This window comes from Obesumbacterium proteus, assembly GCF_001586165.1.
Classification (GTDB): domain Bacteria; phylum Pseudomonadota; class Gammaproteobacteria; order Enterobacterales; family Enterobacteriaceae; genus Hafnia; species Hafnia protea.
Window position 1 is genome coordinate 3,737,066 of record NZ_CP014608.1, and the last position, 18,439, is coordinate 3,755,504.

Genomic DNA, 18,439 nt, shown 5'->3' on the forward strand with positions numbered 1-18,439 from the left:
CGCGAGTGCAGAGACCACGCGCTGGTGGTCTCTGCCCGTACGCCTTCGCTGATATGCCAATGAAGTTCGGTATTGACAGGCGGGCGGAATCTTTCACTAAGCAGGCATAATCATCCAAAAATAACGCACCATTTCACCGCTCCCTCAGCGCCTCTTTCACCTTATTCAACGGCTTAATCAAATAATCCAGCACGGTTTTCTGCCCGGTTTTAATCTCTACGCTGGCCACCATGCCGGGCAGGATCGGGAATTTTCGCCCTGCTTTATTTCTGAGTTCCGCACTCTTGGTGCGCACGTACACGCGGTAATAATATTGATCGCGGCGTACTTCATCTTGCAGCGTATCCGGCGACACAATTTCAACCGTGCCATCCAAATTGCCATAGATAGAAGAGTCATAGGCGGTAATTTTCACCGTCGCCGGAAGACCTGGGCGAATATAGGCGATATCACGTGGGTTGATACGCGTTTCAATCAACAGCTGATCTTCCAGCGGCACGATTTCCATCAGCTTGCCGCCGGGTTGCAGCACGCCGCCCACGGTCATCACCTGAATATCTTTCACAATGCCGCGCACCGGTGAAATCATGGTCACGCGGTCGAGCTGATCCTCTTTCCCCGCCATTACTTCGAGCTGGGCGTCCAAATCTGCGTTATTTTTTACCTGCTCTTCACGCGCTCTCAGCGCGTATTGGTTGCGCGCATCGTCAATTTTTCCCTGTAGTTCGCTGGCCTGTCGCTGCAAACGGATCACCTCAACCTGACTCGCCGCGCCTTTCGCCACCAAAGGCTGCGTCATTTTTAGCTCGGCGATCACCAAGCGATACGACTCTTGTAGATTCGCCACGGTTTCATTGAGGTTGCGTCGGCGTGAGTCATAAAGCTGACGTTCACGTGCGACCAACGCCGGTTCAGCCAGCGTACTGGCGCTGAACTTGAGCGGCTCTCCGGTCAGCTCTGAACGCAATCGCTCCGAAGATGCCCGCAGCGCACGCGCTCTGGCCGCCGCTTCGCCGTAGTTAGACTGAAAGCGTTTCGGATCGAGCCGCGCCAAAATCTGCCCTTTTTTAACAATATCCCCTTCATGCACCAGCAGCGCCGAAACAATACCGCCGTCTAAGCTCTCAATCAGCTGGGCGCGGATCGAGGTGGTGACTTTGCCCGTCCCCACCGTCACTTCATCCAGCGTGGCAAAATAAGACCAAACAAAAAAGAACGTCATTCCCGCTAACGTTAACCACACCACCGAGGAGTAAAACCGCGACTGGCGTGCCATGTCTTCCTGCATTGTGAGCTCTGCCATACCAACTCCCCTTAGGCCACAACCGACGTCACGTTACTATTACGCTGCGTTTGGCCGAGAATTTCATCCCGCGAACCATCAGCAACCACTTTTCCGCCGTCCATCACAATAATTCGGTCAACCAAAGACAGCAGCGCCGGGCGATGCGTCACCAAAATCAAGGTTCGCCCCGCCATCCAGCTTTGTAGCTGCCTTATCACATAGCTTTCGAGCTGTTCATCCATCGAGGCGGTCGGCTCGTCCAGCAGCACCACCTGCGGATTACGTACAATCATGCGGCTCAGCATGACCATTTGCCGCTGACCACCGGACAAACCACGCCCGCCTTCGTTGATCATGCGGTCAAGGCTGGCGGCATCTTTTTGCACCATGCTCAGTGCACCGCTGATCCGCAGCGCTTGGATCAGCTCCTGATCCGTCGCATGTGGATGGCCGAGCATCAGGTTTTGGCGCAGAGTGCCAAAAAACAGCCGTGAATCCTGCGAAAGCAGCCCAATCTGACGCCGCACGTCAACCGGATCGATATGCGCCATATCCACGCCGTCGATAATCAGCTTGCCTTTGCTGGCTTCGGCTTGGCCGGACAACAGTTTCAGCAAGGTCGATTTACCTGCGCCCACTTTGCCAATCAGCGCCACGCGTTCACCCGGCTTAATTTCCAGCTCTGGGATATACAGCGCCTGTTCGCCTTTTTCGATATCGTAGCTGTATTGCAGATTATCGAGCTGGTAATGCCCCGCCAGTGCCGGACAGTGCGCCATTTTATGCTCGGGATCGCGGTCGAGCGGTTTCTTCAACAAATCGTTCAAACCGGTCATCGCGCTCTTGGCATGTTGCCAGCGTGAAAACACCATGGTGAGCTGCATCAAAGGCGCAATCGTGCGCGACGACAGCAGGCTACAGGCCACCATGGTGCCGGTGGTAATATCGCCCGCTAAGACCAAATAGGTCCCCAACACCAACATGCCCGCATAGGTCACCTGTTGCACGGTCGATGCCCACCCGCTTAAGCGCGCACCCCATACACGTTGTTTCATCCCGATAGCGGCGCTCACGTGATGCGTTTGCTCCCACTGGCGCTGGAAATAGGGTTCAGCCTGTAGCGCCTTGATATCCTCAACGCCTTCAATCGACTCCACCAGCACCGCATTACGAATCGCGCTTTCACGCATCCCTTCTTTGGCAAGCTTCGCCAACGGCCACTGGATCAGAATGCCGGGGATCACAATCAGCGGAATGGCTATCAGCGGGATCGCCACCAGCGGCCCCCCCACCATCGCCATAATCACCAAAAACAGCAGCACAAACGGCATGTCCATGGCCGCGCCCACCGTGGTGGAAGTCAGCAGTTCGCGTACCTGATCGATTTCACGCAGTTGAGAAATAAAAGAGCCGGTCGATTTTGGCCGCGCATCGTTTTTAATCGCCAGCGCACGGGCAAAGAACATCGACGAGACTTTGAGATCAATATGCTTACCCATCAAATCAGAAATATGCGTTCGCGACAGGCGGATGAAATACTCTAAAAATGCGGCAAACAAAACGCCCACAAACAGCACCCACAGCGTGGGATATGACTGCGCAGGGATCACGCGGTCATACACCTGCATGGAAAACAAAATCCCAGCCAGCGCCAAAACGTTGCCCAGCACCGAAGCCATGGAGATCTCTGAAAGCTTGCGGCCTGCATGCTTAAAGTGATGCCAAAACCAATGCTTTTTATACGGCTGCACAAAATCATCGATGCGTGAATCATGCCCACGCGCGGCGATGCCGAGCAGCACCACGTCTGGCTGAATGCGGCCGAGCAGAGCATCGAGCGCCTCTTCCCGCACCATATCGCCGCAGTCGCTTAGCCAGTAGCTGACGTGCTTTTCAGCGTCAAGGTTTTCCAAGATCAACACCGAACCGTCTTCTAGCTGCGCCATCACCGGCATCACTTCATTGCGCCAGCTCACGCTGTTTTTCGGTCGAATGGTTATTTGTAAACCCAGTAACGCACCTATCCGCTCTAAGCGGCGCTGTAGCGGAAGATTTTCAAACCAGCGCATCTGCTGACGCAGCGCTGGAATATCGCAGGGAAGTCCAAAGCGCCCTGCGGCGCGCACCATCGCTAAAATCCATTTATCGGCGCCTGAATGTTGCTCTGCTGCCATCACATACCTCTTCTGGATTTAACGCGCTTGTTATAATGCCGGCAGGGTGTCACCCGTGACCTTTGGCCGAGAAATATTCAGCATATCTAATAAGTTATCTACGGCGCCCGCATAGCGAACCGCCGCATCCCAAACGTCATAGCGAGCCACTATCGCCGCGCTATCGGCCTGCAATACGTCTTGCTCAACGCTGAGCAGATCGTTCAGGCTACGTTTGCTGAGTTTGTATTCATCCTGATACACGCTGCGCGTATTTTCCGCCGAGCTAAACTGTTCTTCGCCCGCCTCTTGGCGCTGCTGTGCGCCAATCAAATCGGCATAGGCCACGGAAGCTTTTTGGTTAATATCCAGCTTGCTGGCTTCAACTTCTGCCAGTGCCGCTTGGCGATCGCCCTCTGCCGCATCCACCTTGGCGCTGGTTGCGCCTCCCTGATAGATTGGCGCTTGCACCACTAACTGCACCCGATCGTCCCAATAAGAGCTGTCGCTATTTTCATAACGGGTTCGTCCTGCCTGCACAGAAATCGTCGGCCAATGCTGCGCCTCCGCCTGCCGCACGCGCTGCTCAGCGGCTAATTGCTTAGCCTGAGCGCTACGCACCGCGCTGTTCTGTTCATAAGGAAGGTCTTTGATGGTGACCTTTTGATCGAGCAGGTCTTTGGGGAGGTCGGGAAGGTTTTCAGATACCACGCCGGTCAGCACCGTTAGGTTGGCCTGAGCGGAGCGTTCCTGTGCGCGATATTGTTCGTAGGTGGCATTCATGCCCGCGATGCGGGTTTCTGCTTGTAACACATCAGACTGAGAGCTAAGCCCAGCATCTGCGCGCAGCTTTGACATCTCTTTCACCGATTCCAGCGAGGCCAAATTGCGCTTTGCCGCCGCCATCAGCTCTTGATAGCGCTTTACCTGTAAATACGCCTGAACCGTTTGTTGACCGACGTTATTGAGCACCGTATAGAGCTGATAATCATAAGCCGCGCCCAGATTATGTTGCTCATCAATGCTGCCGCTGGTTTTACCAAAGTCATACAGCAGTTGGTTTAACGTCACGCCCGTAGACGCATTGCTGTTGAGCGAGCCGGAGGAATCCGTTTGATGCGAACGCCCCGCCGCGCTTTGCAGCGATACCTGAGGATACCAAGCGCTTTTTGCCACGGTGAGGTTGGCTTCCCCGACGTGGATCTGTGCCGATGCCTGAGCAATTTGCGGATGACGACCAAATGCTCGCAGGATAGCTTCTTTAATCGTGAGCTCATCTTGTGCCTGTTCAGCAGGCGCGGATTGCCACTGATAGTTGGTTGTGGTGGTTTTTGCCCATACCGGTAACACAGCAAAACAGCCCAAACCACAACACATCCAGACCGTTACCGGCCATTTTTTTATGCGCTTATTCATCGTGCCCCACCTTTACATCGTGATGATGGCTTATCGGTTTTATGTGTTAGAGCTCATCCTGCTCTGTGTTTAATTTTGCTTTTACGACTGACCGCAGTTCTGCCCCCCTCCCAGCCTCCCCCTTCGCAGGGGGAGGAGCACACCGTGCTCCCCTCTAGTTGGTCCATCTCCCATTAATGAGAAGGAATATACCCTCCCATTACATCTCCGACCGGTTCCCTCCCCTGATAAGGGGAGGGTTAGGGTGGGGTCATGGTTAAAATCTTCCCTTCACAGGGGAGGAGCACACCGTGCTCCCCTCTAGTTGGTCCATCTCCCATTAATGAGAAGGAATACACCCTCCCATTACATCTCCGACCGGTTCCCTCCCCTGATAAGGGGAGGGTTAGGGTGGGGTCATGGCTAAACGCCCCCTTATCAGGGGAGCGCATGCACCTACATCAAGTTCACATGCAGACCTTGTTGAATCAGCACGTCTCCCAACGTGCTGCTGCCGGTTGAGGAGTTGTGGTAAACGTCGTAGGTCACGCCGTTCACTTCACGTTGCCCGCTGACATCCCAGATATCGCCCTGTCCATGCACCAGATTGACTCGATCGCCGATGCTGCCTTTGATCAGTAGGTCATCCTGAGGTTTATCCGTGACGTTGAGCGCTTCCTTAAGATCCAAGGTGATGGCGTTGTTGCCCGCTTTGCCGAGGTCGAAAATCTCGATGTGCTCGACTTTCAGCCCCAGCGAAGTGAGATCCAGATTGATGTTGCTGCCGTCCAGCACCAGCGTATCGGTGCCCGCGCCACCGTCGATGTGGGTAAAGCCCGCATCGCTCACGTGAACCTTATCGCTGCCCGCACTACCGGTGACTGATGCGCCGCTGTTATGCGTGCCGTCGGCCAAATCGATAGTGACGCCGCCAATGGTGAAGGTGCCGGAGGTGGATGCCGTTGCCGAATCATCAAGACTGGTTGCAGACTGACTTTGCGACAGATGATCCTGAGAGTCGGTGTGGCTAGCAGATACATCATCAATGCTCATCGCCATCATCATGGCCGGTGCTGGCGCTGAGGTTGGTGTGACATCAATAATGTGACCGTCCAGACCGACGTTAACGATCACGCCGTTGCCCGCCGAGTCATGTGCGCTAAGGTTCACCACTTTATTGAGCAGGAGCAGTTGCAGCAGGTTTAGCGTTAAGCCCAGCGATGCCGACCAGTTGCCGTTGCTATCCACCGTGGTATCAGCGGCCAACGTGTCGTTCAGCAGCGAGACATGAAGCGCCGCGCCGTTCTGCAAGTTTTTAGACGTACCGGTGATAACCAGCAGTTTGCCGCCAAGCAGCAGATCGCCTAGCGAAGGCAACGTCACTACGTTTAAGCCCAGCAGTGGTTGACTCAGTTTGACCCCTACATCAACGCCGGTGCTGTTGGTATTGCCTACCACGTCGGTGACTTTCACACCGATGTGCAATGGACCATCGGTCAGCAACTTCAACTGAGTGGAGGTGAGGTTGAGTGACCACGTGCCGTTGGCATTCACCGTAGCCTGATAATCTACGGTGCCGACGGTCACTACCACTTTGGCACCCGGCAACGCGCTGGTTACCGTACCGGTGAGCAGTTGTGAAACGCCAGATTCAGCAATATTCAGAACACCATCACCAAATATGCCGTTTGCAATGGCCACACCAGGCTGGTGGGTAATCACGTTGAGTGAACCACCCGCGTTCACCGTGTTACCGATAGGGTTAGTCAGCGATACGTTGACGCCAAGATTGCCATCGCCCAGCAGTGACAAGTCGGTTTTAGGAACGTTGATACTCCATGAACCGTCATTCCCCACCGTAGTCAGATAAGACTTGCCGCCCAACGTCACGGTCAGCTGCGAACCTTGCGCGTTGGTACTGGTGCCGCTTATCACCTGTGCACTGGCTAAATCAGCGATGTTCAGGCCACCGTCGCCAAAAATGCTGCCGATAGTCAGCGTTGGCAGTGCATGCGTCACGACAGACAATATGCCGCTGGCGCTCGCAGGGTTGCCCGCGGCATCCTTCGCCGTGACGCCAACCGTGAGGTTTCCATCTAGCAGCGCTTTAAGATCCAACGGAGATACAGACAGGCTCCATGCCCCGCCGCTGCCCACTGGCACCGTGTAGATTTTGCTACCCAACGTGAGCGTGAGTGAACCTCCGGCCAAATTGGTGGTGGTGCCACTGATCAACTGCGACGTCAGCAAATCACCGACGCTGAGCACCGCGTCACCAAACAAGCTGCCCAATGTGATGGTTGGCAAGTTGTGGGTCAGCGTAGTCAGTATCGTCGGCAGCGAGGTGGTATTCCCCACCGCATCAGTGACGCTCACATTGATATTCAGTGGTCCATCCGGTAATGCGCTTAGCAGACCGGCACTCAGCGTGGTGCTCCACGTTCCGTTCGAATTGATCGTCGCCGTCAACGGCGTGCCGTTAACCGTGATATTCACCGTACCGGAAGTCAGGTTGGTCACTTTGCCGCTGATGACTTGATCCACCAGCGATTCCGCTTTGTTGAGGAATCCATCACCGCTCAGCAGCGGATCGAGCGTGATAGTTGGCAGATTGGTCAGGCCGACTTTCACACCGGTGGTTGTCGATGCCGTATTGCCGCTTGGCGTCGTCACGGTCACCGTTGCCGTTAGGTTGCCATCTGGCAACTGCGCAAGGTTGGCTGGGGTTAATATAATACTGAAGGTGCCATTGGCTAACGTCACACCCGTAAAGGTTTTGCCGCCGATCAGCACGTTAACCGTAGAGCCCAGCGGCGCTCCAGCCGCCGTACCGGTAATCAGCTGGTTGGTCGTGGCGTCTACCGCGTTGAGCAAACCATCACCGAACAGGGAAATACCGCTCAGGATTGGAGGCGTCAGATCGAGTTTCAATCCAACGGTTTGGTCAACTGGGTTACCGGCGATATCGTTGCCTTTCACCTCAACCGTCACGTTGCCACCGACCACACCCTCAAGAATGCTGAGGATTTGCGGCGTAACCGCAATGCTCCACTTGCCGTTAGCGCCAACGACCGCCGTGGTTACCAGAGAACCACCAATCAGTACCTGTAGCGTTTGCCCTACCATTCCGCTGGTCGAACCGCCAATCGACAGTCCGCCCGCCAGCGCTTCGGTGAGCGACAGCACGCCATCGCCAAACAGCGGATCCAGCGCCAGCGTTGGTAGATTATGGGTGATAACGTTTAGGTTAGTGTTGCTGGTTACCACGTTACCCGCCGGATCGGTGGCGATAATCACCACTTTAACCGAGCCGTCTTGCAAACCTGCCAAGACGCCCTGCGGGATGTTAGCGCTCCAGGTACCGTCGGCGTTCACCGTCGCTTGGAAGGTGCTAATCCCCAGCTGTACGGCAACCGTGGTCCCTGCAACCATATTGCCAAGTGTGCCAGTCACCACATTATTCGCGGTGCTTTCCACTTTATTTAGGAAGCCATCGCCTATCGCCACCACGTTTTGAATAATCGGCAAATCGGTCAGCGCCAAGCCCACATGTACCGGCGTTTTAACAATGTTGCCATTCGCATCGGTGAGCACCACATTGAAATCCAAGGTTTTCCCGACGGCCGACAGCCACAGGCTTGGGTTAATATTGATGCTCCATTTACCGTTATTGCCCACGTCAGCGACAAAGTCTTGTCCTAATATGGTGGCGGTAATCTTGGCTCCGGTATAGTTGCCGGTCACTGTCCCTGTCAGAACCTGCGTGAGCAGTGATTCAGCTAGATTCAGCACGCCATCGCCGCCAATTAACGTGTTAAGCGTGTCGCCAAGGCCCGGATTTAGCGCCACGTTCAAGCCCACGTTCACCGGCACGCTGACGTTACCCGCGCTGTCGGTACTGGTGACGGTAATCACCTGTGGGCCATCGGTAAGTCCTTGCAAAGCTAATTTAGGAACGTTTAACGACCAATGACCCAAATTGTCCGCTTGAATAGTGACGCTAGTTAACGTCCCCACTTTAATCGTGACGCTGCTGTTAGGTTCTGCTGATCCGTTTAACAAGATCCCTGCGCCAATATTGACGGTGTTAAGCAAGCCGCCAACGCTGAGAGGGTCGATGTTAACCAGCGGAATAACCGTATCCACATTGACAGGGTGCGTCACCACGGTTGAGTTACCCGCTTTATCGGTTAGGGTAACCTTGATGTCATTATTTCCTTGCCCCAGCAAAGCCAAATCCGTTGCAGGGATAGAAACAGACCACGTCGCGCCGCTGCCGCCATCACTGACGACCGTGGCCACATAGTTTTTGCCGTTAAGAACAATTTGTACGTTCTGGCCGATATCCGCCACGCTCGCGGTACCGCTGAGCAGCTGCGCTCCTTTGACATCACCGGCATTTAACACATCATCGCCAGTAAATTTATCGACGGTCAGCTGTGGCGCGGTTATATCAACGACGATCCCAAGCGATCCATTATCGGTACCATCGGTCACGGTAATCGTGTGATTACCTTCGGTAAACGAAGCTTTCGGGATCGTTGCCTGCCATGTTCCATTTGAACCAACGATGACAGTCAACGGCGTAGTTAGCTGTGGAACACCATCAACGCTGATAAGCAGTGCGTTACCCACCAAACCTTGTGAATGGCCTGTAATCGTGATCGTTGTACCTGCCAGATCGGCAATACCCAAAATATTATCGCCGCTGACAGGGTCAATCGTTAGGCTGGTTAGCGGCAGCGTATTATTGACGGTATAGGTCACATCGGTCGGCAATGCGGCGTTACCCGCCACATCGGTACCCGATACGCTCAAACTACCTGGCCCCGCTAAACCGATAGCGGCAAGATCGCTCACCCCTAATGAATAGCTCCATGAACCATTGGCTTGAACAATCGCCGAGAAGGATTTTCCGCCGAGAGTAATATTGATGCTCTGGCCAGCCTTAAATCCGGTTGAAGTCCCACTAATCACCTGTAACGTATGCAGATCGGCATAATCAATTACGTGATCGGAGATAAAGTTAGGATTCACCGTAATGGTCGGTAGCGTCAGCGCAATCAGCACCTGTCCGGTCGAGGAGTTAGTATTTAACCCCGCATCCGTTACGGTAACCTTGATATCTTGCAGTCCGCTGCCCAGATTTATCGTGTTTAACTGACCAGGAAGTAGGTTTAGCGTCCATGACGTACCGCTTGGATCGATGGTTGCAGTAAAATCATGGCTATTAATGGTGACGATAACCTTCGACCCCGCAACCGCTGAATTATTCAACGTCAACGAACCATGCAGCTGTTGCGTACTTAGACTTTCGCTAATGCTCAGTGCACCATCACCAAACGGCGTATCCAGCGTCACGCTTGGCGGCGTCAGATATGCGGTAAAGGTCGGTGCCGGTGTGATAGTGGTTGAGTTACCCGCAGCGTCTTGCGCAGTAAGGGTAATTTGATGTTCACCGTTGCCGAGACTCAGCAGCGCTTTCGGTGGCAGCGTAATCGTCCAGTTGCCGCTCGCATCTACCGAACCGGTGTAGGTCACTCCGCCGATATCGATACTTAGCTTAACCTGTTGATTCAGGCCAGTAGAACCGGTGGTTCCGGTCAGTACTATCGTGTCATTGGCCTCGCCGATATTCAGCAGTCCATCGCCAAACAACGTGCCAATGGTTGGCACTGGCGCAACCAAGCTGGCGGTGAAATTGCCATCTATAGAACCGACGTTGCCTGCGTGATCGGTCACCTCAACGTGAATCAACTTAGGACCGTCAACTCCCACGGAGGCGGAACCTAAAGCACTTGGAGGCACCACCAGCGTCCACTTACCATCATCCGTCACCACCGCGTTCAGCGTTTGCGAACCGATAGTGACTTTAACAATCTGACCAGCGCCGGTAATACCGGTGCTCCCCGTCAAAGTTTGCGATACCTTCGATTCAGCAATGCTCAGCAGCCCATCACCAAACGGCAGGTTAATGGTTGGCACAGGCAAGACGTGAGTCAGAACCTCAGCGGTTTGCGTTGGTGATGTCACCACGTTGCCCGCAGAATCAGTGACGGTGACCGACAGTGACCAAGTGCCATCTGGCAGCGCCTGTAGGGTGCCAACGTCTAACGGCAGCTTCCAGCTACCATCAGGATTGACGATAGCAGCAACCGGCGTACCGTTGATGTTGACCATAACGCTCACGCCAACGTCAGTGTTTAATCCTGACAACCCATGCAGGCTGGTGGCGGTGAGCGAATCGGTAAAGTTTAAAATCCCGTCGCCGAAAGGCGTATCTAAGGTTGGGATCGGCAGCGTAATTTTTGCCGTAAAGTTGGCAGAACTGCTGGTTTCGGTATTGCCTGCGCGATCCGTAAGCGTCACGCTCAGGGTGTGAGAGGTATCGCCCAGCACGCTGAGCACGTTAGACGGAAGTTGCACCGTCCAGTTACCGTTCACGTCTACCGCGCCAACGTATTTGGTGCCATCCAGCGTGATGTACACCGTTTGCCCTGCCCCAAGCAGACCTGAATTGCCGGACAGCGTTTGCCCTAACAGGGCTTCAGCATTGTTCAGCACGTTATCACCAAACAGCGGCAGCGGCAGCGGCAGCGTTGCTGTGGGTTCGAAATGCGTCAGAACATCAAGCTGGCCTGTTGCGCTACCCACGTTGCCGTAGCTATCTGTGGCGGTGACGGTAATGGTCGCTTTGCCGTCAGCTAAAACATCTAGAAGGTGTCCAGCCACCGGAATCGACCAACTGCCATTGGCACCCACGCTACCAATAATCTGTACGCCGCCGATGGTGACCGTGATTTTGGTACCTTGCAGCAAGTGCGTCGAGGTACCGGTTAACACGCCGCCCGCCGCCGACTCTACAATGCTTAGAATGCCATCAATAAACGGCGTATCTAATGTGAGCGTAGGCAGCAGATGTGTGCCTACATTGAGGGACAGATCTTTGCTCGTGGTATTGCCTGCGCTATCGGTCGCCGTCACCGTAATCGTGTTGGTGCCATCCGGCAGCGCCTGTAGATCACCGGCTGAAACCGTCAGTTTCCAGATGCCGTTGCCGTCAGCGGTAACCTGTACCGTTTTGTTGTTAATGGTGACGCTAACCGTTTGGCCCGCGTCTGTTTTGCCACTTAATATCTGTGAAACCAACGCTTCAGCGTAGTTCAGCACGTTATCCGTGACGAAGAGATCGATGCTCAGCAACGGTGCCTGTGTATCCACCTGCACGTTATGGGTATCGCTGGCCGGGTTTTTCGCCACGTCGTTTACGTTGGCAACGATATTTTGCGGGCCCTGATCCAGTTTTTGTACGTCAGCAGCAGGAACCGTGACGCTCCACAATCCGTTGGCATCTACGCTGCCGATATAGGTCTTGCCACCCAGCGTAACGGTAACCGTTTGTCCGTTAGTCACATGGGTGGTGGTACCGGTAATTTGCAGGTCGCTTTGTGCTTCTTTGGCGTTAATCACGTTATCACCGGCTACGGTATTCACGTGAATCGTCGGCAAATCAGCAGGCTGGGCAATAACGGTTACATTGTGAGAGTCCGTCGCAGGGTTGCCGCTGGTATCACTCACCGATACGTTGATGCCACCAATACCGTCTGGCAGTTGTTTAACATCGACTGCTGGAATGTTGTAGCTCCAGCTACCGTCTGGGTTCACGCTGGTGGTATAGGTTTTTCCGTTCAGCGTAATCGTGACGACTTGGTTGGCTTCAACGTGCGTTGTGGTACCCGAAATCGTCAGCGTAGCGTTAATCTCCGAGGCGTTGATATAGTCATCGCCAGAGACAGTGCCAATGTGAATAGTTGGTTGGTTGGCCGCCGAAGCATCCAATTTCACCACTTGGTTAACGGTGCCAGTATTGCCTGCGACATCGGTGAGTGAGGCGTTGAACAAAATATTGCCATCGCTCACGCCGTTGAGCGCCCCCGAAGGTAGCGTGAGGCTCCACGTCCCGTCTGGATTCACGTTGGCGGTGTAGGTCGCGCCGTTGACCACCACTTTAACAACCACGGTCTGGCCGCTGTCGCCAACCAGCGCAGTGCCTGAAATCACAATCGGGCTATGGGCTTCCGCGGCGTTAATCACGTTATCGCCGGTGATCGGATTAATGGTCAGCACCGGCAGCGTTTTGTCAATCTGAGCACTGCCGCTGATGTTCGTGCTGTTACCCACCGCATCGGTCGCCGTGACGGTTATCGTCTGTGGGCCATCCTGCAAATTGGTGAAATCACCGCTTGGAATATTCACCGTCCAGTTGCCCTGGGCATCAACCGTTGCGGTATAGTTTTTGCCGCCAAAGTTGACCGTGACCTGCTGCCCAACGCCCGCTACACCCGTGGTACCACTCAGTTGCTGGTTATTTCCAGCCTCTGCGGCATTCAGATAGCCATCGCCAAATGGCGCATTAAGGGTTGGATGCGGCGCGGTATGGGTAATGATTTCAAAGTTTTGGGTCGAGGAGACAGGGTTCCCCGCGTTATCTAGTCCAGACACCGTCAGCGTGGCGGTGCCATCAGGGATCGCCTTAGCGGCATCCGCAGGTACTGTGACGCTCCACGTGCCACCGGCCTGAATGGTGGTGTTATAGGTTATCCCGTTAAGGGTAACTTCTATTTTTCCGCCAACCGGAATATTCACGGAGGTTCCGTTAACCACCAACCCTGAAGCCACTTCGGCTGAGTTAACCAAGTTATCACCGGTGAGCGGTGACACGGTTAAGGCACTGACCGTGGTATTGACGGTGAAATCATGGCTGGCCTGCGCGCTGTTGCCGCTCAGATCGCTGACTTTAACATCGAGCGTGTAGCTACCGTTGTTCAAATTACTTAAGACACCCGCCGGAATATTGACGGACCAGCTGCCATCGGCATTTACCGTGCCGGTATAGCTGCTACCGCCGATGGTGACCGTGACCACCTGACCCGCTTCCACGTATAGCGCTTTACCGGTGACCGTTTGCAGATTCTGGCGCTCGGTGCCATCCAGCACGTCGTTGCCCGCAAAGACGTTAACGCTGAGCAGCGGCGCAAATTTTGGATCGGAGTCAACCAAAATGGTTTCTTGCAGGCTCGCTCCGTTACCGGCTTTATCTGTCACGCTGACGCTGATGGTGGTGTCACCATTGCTCAACACTTTCAAATCAGCTGAAGGAATCGAGGTTGTCCAGTTGCCGCTGGCGTCTACCGTCGCGGTATATGTTTTGCCATTCAGAGTAATAGTAACTTTTTGCCCCGCTTCGGCTCCCACGGCGGTGCCAGACAGCGTTTGTGCCTGTGTGGCTTCCTGAATGTTCAGGCGATTATCGCCAGCAAAATTATTAATCGTAATCACCGGCGCGACGGTATCGACCGATGCGATGAGAGAAGCACCGATTTGGTTACCGGCAATATCGCCAGCGGTTACCTTAATGAGCTGGTTTCCGTTTTGCAGCGCCTGCACATCAGCCTGTGGAACCACAACTGACCAATTGCCATTAGCATCTACGCTGCCGGTATAGTCATGACCATTTAACGTCAGGGTGATGGTTTGCCCTGCGCCGGTGATCCCCGTTTTACCGGTAATCGTTTGTGCGCTCTGCGCTTCGGTGGCGTTAAGTACGCCATCGCCAAACGGAACGTTGATAGTAGGATTCGGCAACGTGTGAGTGAGCACATTAAGATCGTGCGTCGTACTCACCGAGTGACCTTCTTTGTCGGTTACGGTGGCGGTTATGGTGGCTACGCCATCTTTCAGCGCTTTGAGATCAACGCTGCTGACCGAAGTCTGCCATTGACCGTTAGCGCCAACGGTCGCCAAATAGTTTTTGCCATTTAGCACGATGGTAACGACCGTGCCAGCACTCACGTTGGTCGTGGTGCCGTTAATGTTTAAGCTGCCATTACTCTCAGCAACGTTGAGATAGTCATCGCCGGCAATAATCGAGATCGCAATGCTGCCGTGGTTGGTATCCGTATCAACGTTGAAGCTGAATTTGCCGTTAACGGTTTGTCCCGCCAAGTCAGTAACGCTGACGTTGCCGTTGGCCAAGCCCTCCGGTAATTTTTCCAGATCGGCGGATGGGATCGTCAGGCTCCATGTGCCGTTGGAGAGCACATGCGTGGTGTAGGTTTGCCCGTTGAGCGTCACCGTGATTGTGCTGCCGGTTTCGGCGTTGGTGGTGGTGCCTTTGAGCACCTGAGCGGTTTGGGCTTCACTGCTATCCAGCGTGCCGTCACCGGCAAAGGTGGATACCGTTACCGTCGGCAGAAGATTTTTCACCACAAAATTATGGCTGCTGGTGGTGCTATTGCCCGCGCTGTCGGTCAGCGTAGCGGTAATAGTGTGATTACCATTGGTCAACGGTGCGAGATCGGCCGCCGGAACATTAAGACTCCAGCGACCATCAGCCCCTACGGTGGCGCTGTAATGCTTACCGTTAATCAACACATCGACCAGTTTGCCTTGTTCAGAAGCAGATGCAGTCCCTGACACCGTTTGTACTGCTTTTTGTTCGCTGGCATTCAGCACATCATCACCGGCAAAAACGCCAATCGACAGCTGCGGTGCGATGGTATCAACGCTAAAGTTGCCGGTTATCTTGCCATTGTTGCCTGCCACATCGGTGGCCGACACTTGATACGATAGCGAACCCTGTGGGAAACCGTGCAAATCGCTGACCGGAACGGACACTTGCCAATTCCCTTGGGCATCAACGACGGCATTATAGATTTTCCCGCCCAGGGTGATCGTCACCGTTTGCGACCCGTGAATACCCGACGTTCCGCTCAGGGTCTGAACCTTGCCCGACTCCTGCAAATTCAAAATACCGTCGGTGAACGGCGTATCAATGGTTGGCGCGGGTAAATCATGCGTCAACACGTTAAGCGTATGCTGACTAGAAACCACATTGCCTAGCGAATCGGTCACCGACGCGGTGATTTTAATGGCTCCATCAGCCAACAGCGCGAGATCGGCTGGCGGTACACTAACGGTCCAATGCCCAGCGATACCAACCGTTGCGCCATAGGTTTTGCCGTTGAGAAGCACCGTAACATGAGCGCCAGCGCTCACGCCGACGGTAGTACCGTTAATCGCTAACGGCTGCTGTGCCTCACTGGCGCTTAAATAATCGTCGCTAGAAACAATGGAAATGGCGATGGATGAGTTGTCACCCGAGGCTTTAAAGCTGTGAGTACTGTTCGCGGTCTGGTTTGCCAAATCGCTAACGCTAACGGTGAAGCTATGGTTACCCACCGTCAACGAGCTTAAATCACTGGAAGGAATCGTGACCTTCCAAGAACCATCAGATTGAACGGTAGCAAGATACGTTTTGCCGCCGTCGAGTTTGATAGTAACCACGCGACCCGCTTCAACGTTGTGGGTGCTTCCGCTCAGCACCTGAGCGGTTTTTGCTTCCGCGCCACTCAGGGTGTCGTCACCGGCAAATTGCGCAACGTTAATCGTAGGCGTGGTGGTTTTTACATCGAGCTGTTCGGTTTTAGTACTGGTGTTGCCATATTTATCGGTAATAGAAACCAGTAAATTATTCTGGCCCTGCGGCAAATGCTGTAGATCGCCGCTGGTGACGCCGATGCTCCACTTGCCGTCTGCGCCCACTATCGCGGTGTAGTTTTTCCCGTTTAAAGTGAGCGTGATTTTTTGGCCGGCGTTAGCCGCACTGGTTTTCCCCGTCAGGGTCTGAGTTAACGTGCTCTCTAGCTTGCTTAGAATATTGTCACCGGCAAAGGCATTCAGGGTGAGATCTGGCAGCACCGTTTTGACGTTGATCCCCAACTGCGTGGTGGTGCTGTGGCCTGCGCTGTCGGTCAAGGTGGCGCTGATATTTAGGCTACCCTGTGGCAGCGCTTGTAAATCAGCGGTTGGAATATTGATGCTCCAGCTGCCGTCTTTGCCCACCAGCCCGGTGTACGTTTTTCCGCCCAGCGTGACCGTTACCGTGCGCCCCGCATTCGAGGCCGTAGTACTCCCGCTGAGCACTTGGCTGGCTAAGCTTTCGTTGTGATTAAGAATGTTGTCGCCCGCAAAGGCATTAACTTTTAAGGCAGGGTTTCCGGTCGGTGCAGTCTCTACATTGAACTGCTCGGTTTTGGTATTGGTGTTGCCATATTTATCGGTAATGGAGACCGATAAGGTGTTCTTGCCCTGCGACAGATGCTGTAGATCGCCGCTGGTGACACCAATGCTCCACGTACCGTCGGCTCCGACGACGCCGGTATAGGTTTTCCCGTTCAGCGTCAGCGTCACTTTTTGACCGGCGTTAGCCGCGCTGGTTTTCCCACTCAGGCTTTGAGTGACCATGCTCTCCTGCTGGTTCAGGATATTATCGCCAGCAAAAGCATTTAGGGTTAAATCAGGCAGCGCCGTTTTAACATTGACCGTCAGTTGCGTGGTCGTGCTGTGGCCTGCGCTGTTGGTCAAAGTGGCGCTGATATTCAGGCTACCCTGCGGCAGCGCCTGTAAATCAGCGGTTGGAATATTGATACTCCAACTTCCATCTTTGCCCACAATACCAAGGTAAGTTTTGCCACCTAGAGTGATCGTCACCGTGCGCCCCGCATTCGAGGCCGTGGTGCTGCCGCTGAGCACTTGGGTAGCTAGGCTTTCGTTGTGGTTAAGAACGTTATCGCCCGCAAAGGCGTTCACTTTTAAGGTTGGATTGGTTGTTCCTCCATTGCCATTACCATTGCCGCCGTTGCCATTTCCATTGCCATTGCCATTTCCATTGCCATTTCCACCATTTCCATTTCCTGAGCTGCTGTCTCCATGCCCTCCGCCTCCCCCACCTGCGGCCAGTGCAATACCGCCGCCGATAGCTAATGCCCCGAGAACTCCGCCAATCACGCCGGCAGAGATGCCATCATGCCCAACTAACGTAGAGACTCCGTCACCCAGCGTCTCATAAGTCGGGATCACTGTTTGCGCGGTAGAAGAACCTGCCATATCTGCAAATGGGAAAATGGCATGGTGTGTCGTTTTGCCATCATCGAAAACTAACTCGCTGTGCTCACCGTGCTCATCCATAAAGAAAAAGCGCTGATAGCGCACGGTAGATCCATCTTTCATGTGGACAATCAAATCATTGCCCTGTCGCTCATAGCTAGCCACCAAAGAAGTGTCACCGTGGATTTTCACCACGCTGGACTCCGTTAACGTTACTACTCGATTTCCTTGAGCATACTGAGCTATTTGTTTCCCATTGGAACGAGTAACAATATCAACGCTTCCTGAACCAGCAGATGCGCCAGAGGATAAATTTGACTGTGCCATAACCACTCCTTTTCAATCACTTTGCTGTGTATAAAGCGCGCCCAAATACAGCGCAAACTTAGCCGCAGCCCAGCTAAGAAGCCGTGCTGTGAAATCATTGACCTGGTTAAAAAAAACTAAAAAACAGAGAATCGAAACGTGTAGACACTTTCTAAATTAAAAATTCTTACTTAGAAATATATAAACAACGATTGATATTAAGGCAATTGGATATTTACATAAATTTAACTATAACTCACAAATTAGGCACAATTCAGCGATATGCCATTTGATGAATTTTTTATTAAAGAAATTATTATGATTAAATACATGCGGTTAGAAACAAATACTC

4 protein-coding genes are annotated in these 18,439 nt (G+C 53.7%); all 4 read right to left on the reverse strand.

Going from position 1 to position 18,439, the window contains the following annotated elements:
• Window positions 1-133: 133 nt before the first annotated feature.
• Entirely contained in the window at window positions 134-1,303 is a 1,170-nt protein-coding gene (locus DSM2777_RS17695) for a beta-barrel domain-containing protein (RefSeq protein ID WP_040044644.1), read from the reverse strand.
• Between the two features lie 11 nt (window positions 1,304-1,314).
• Window positions 1,315-3,459 carry a type I secretion system permease/ATPase gene (locus tag DSM2777_RS17700; RefSeq protein ID WP_061554716.1) on the reverse strand — a complete coding sequence of 715 codons (2,145 nt, stop codon included), beginning with the start codon at window positions 3,457-3,459 and terminating at the stop codon, window positions 1,315-1,317.
• 30 nt (window positions 3,460-3,489) lie between these two features.
• Window positions 3,490-4,854 carry a TolC family outer membrane protein gene (locus DSM2777_RS17705; protein ID WP_046459051.1) on the reverse strand — a complete coding sequence of 455 codons (1,365 nt, stop codon included), beginning with the start codon at window positions 4,852-4,854 and terminating at the stop codon, window positions 3,490-3,492.
• A 435-nt stretch (window positions 4,855-5,289) separates the two neighbouring features.
• Window positions 5,290-18,108, reverse strand: a complete 12,819-nt coding sequence (locus tag DSM2777_RS17710; protein ID WP_064645439.1) for an Ig-like domain-containing protein — start codon at window positions 18,106-18,108, stop codon at window positions 5,290-5,292.
• Window positions 18,109-18,439 lie beyond the last annotated feature (331 nt).

Coding starts and splice junctions, on each gene's coding strand:
- DSM2777_RS17695 (WP_040044644.1), bottom strand. CDS start 1,303: ATGGCAGAGCTCACAATGCAGGAAGACATGGCACGCCAGTCGCGGTTT.
- DSM2777_RS17700 (WP_061554716.1), bottom strand. CDS start 3,459: ATGGCAGCAGAGCAACATTCAGGCGCCGATAAATGGATTTTAGCGATG.
- DSM2777_RS17705 (WP_046459051.1), bottom strand. CDS start 4,854: ATGAATAAGCGCATAAAAAAATGGCCGGTAACGGTCTGGATGTGTTGT.
- DSM2777_RS17710 (WP_064645439.1), bottom strand. CDS start 18,108: ATGGCACAGTCAAATTTATCCTCTGGCGCATCTGCTGGTTCAGGAAGC.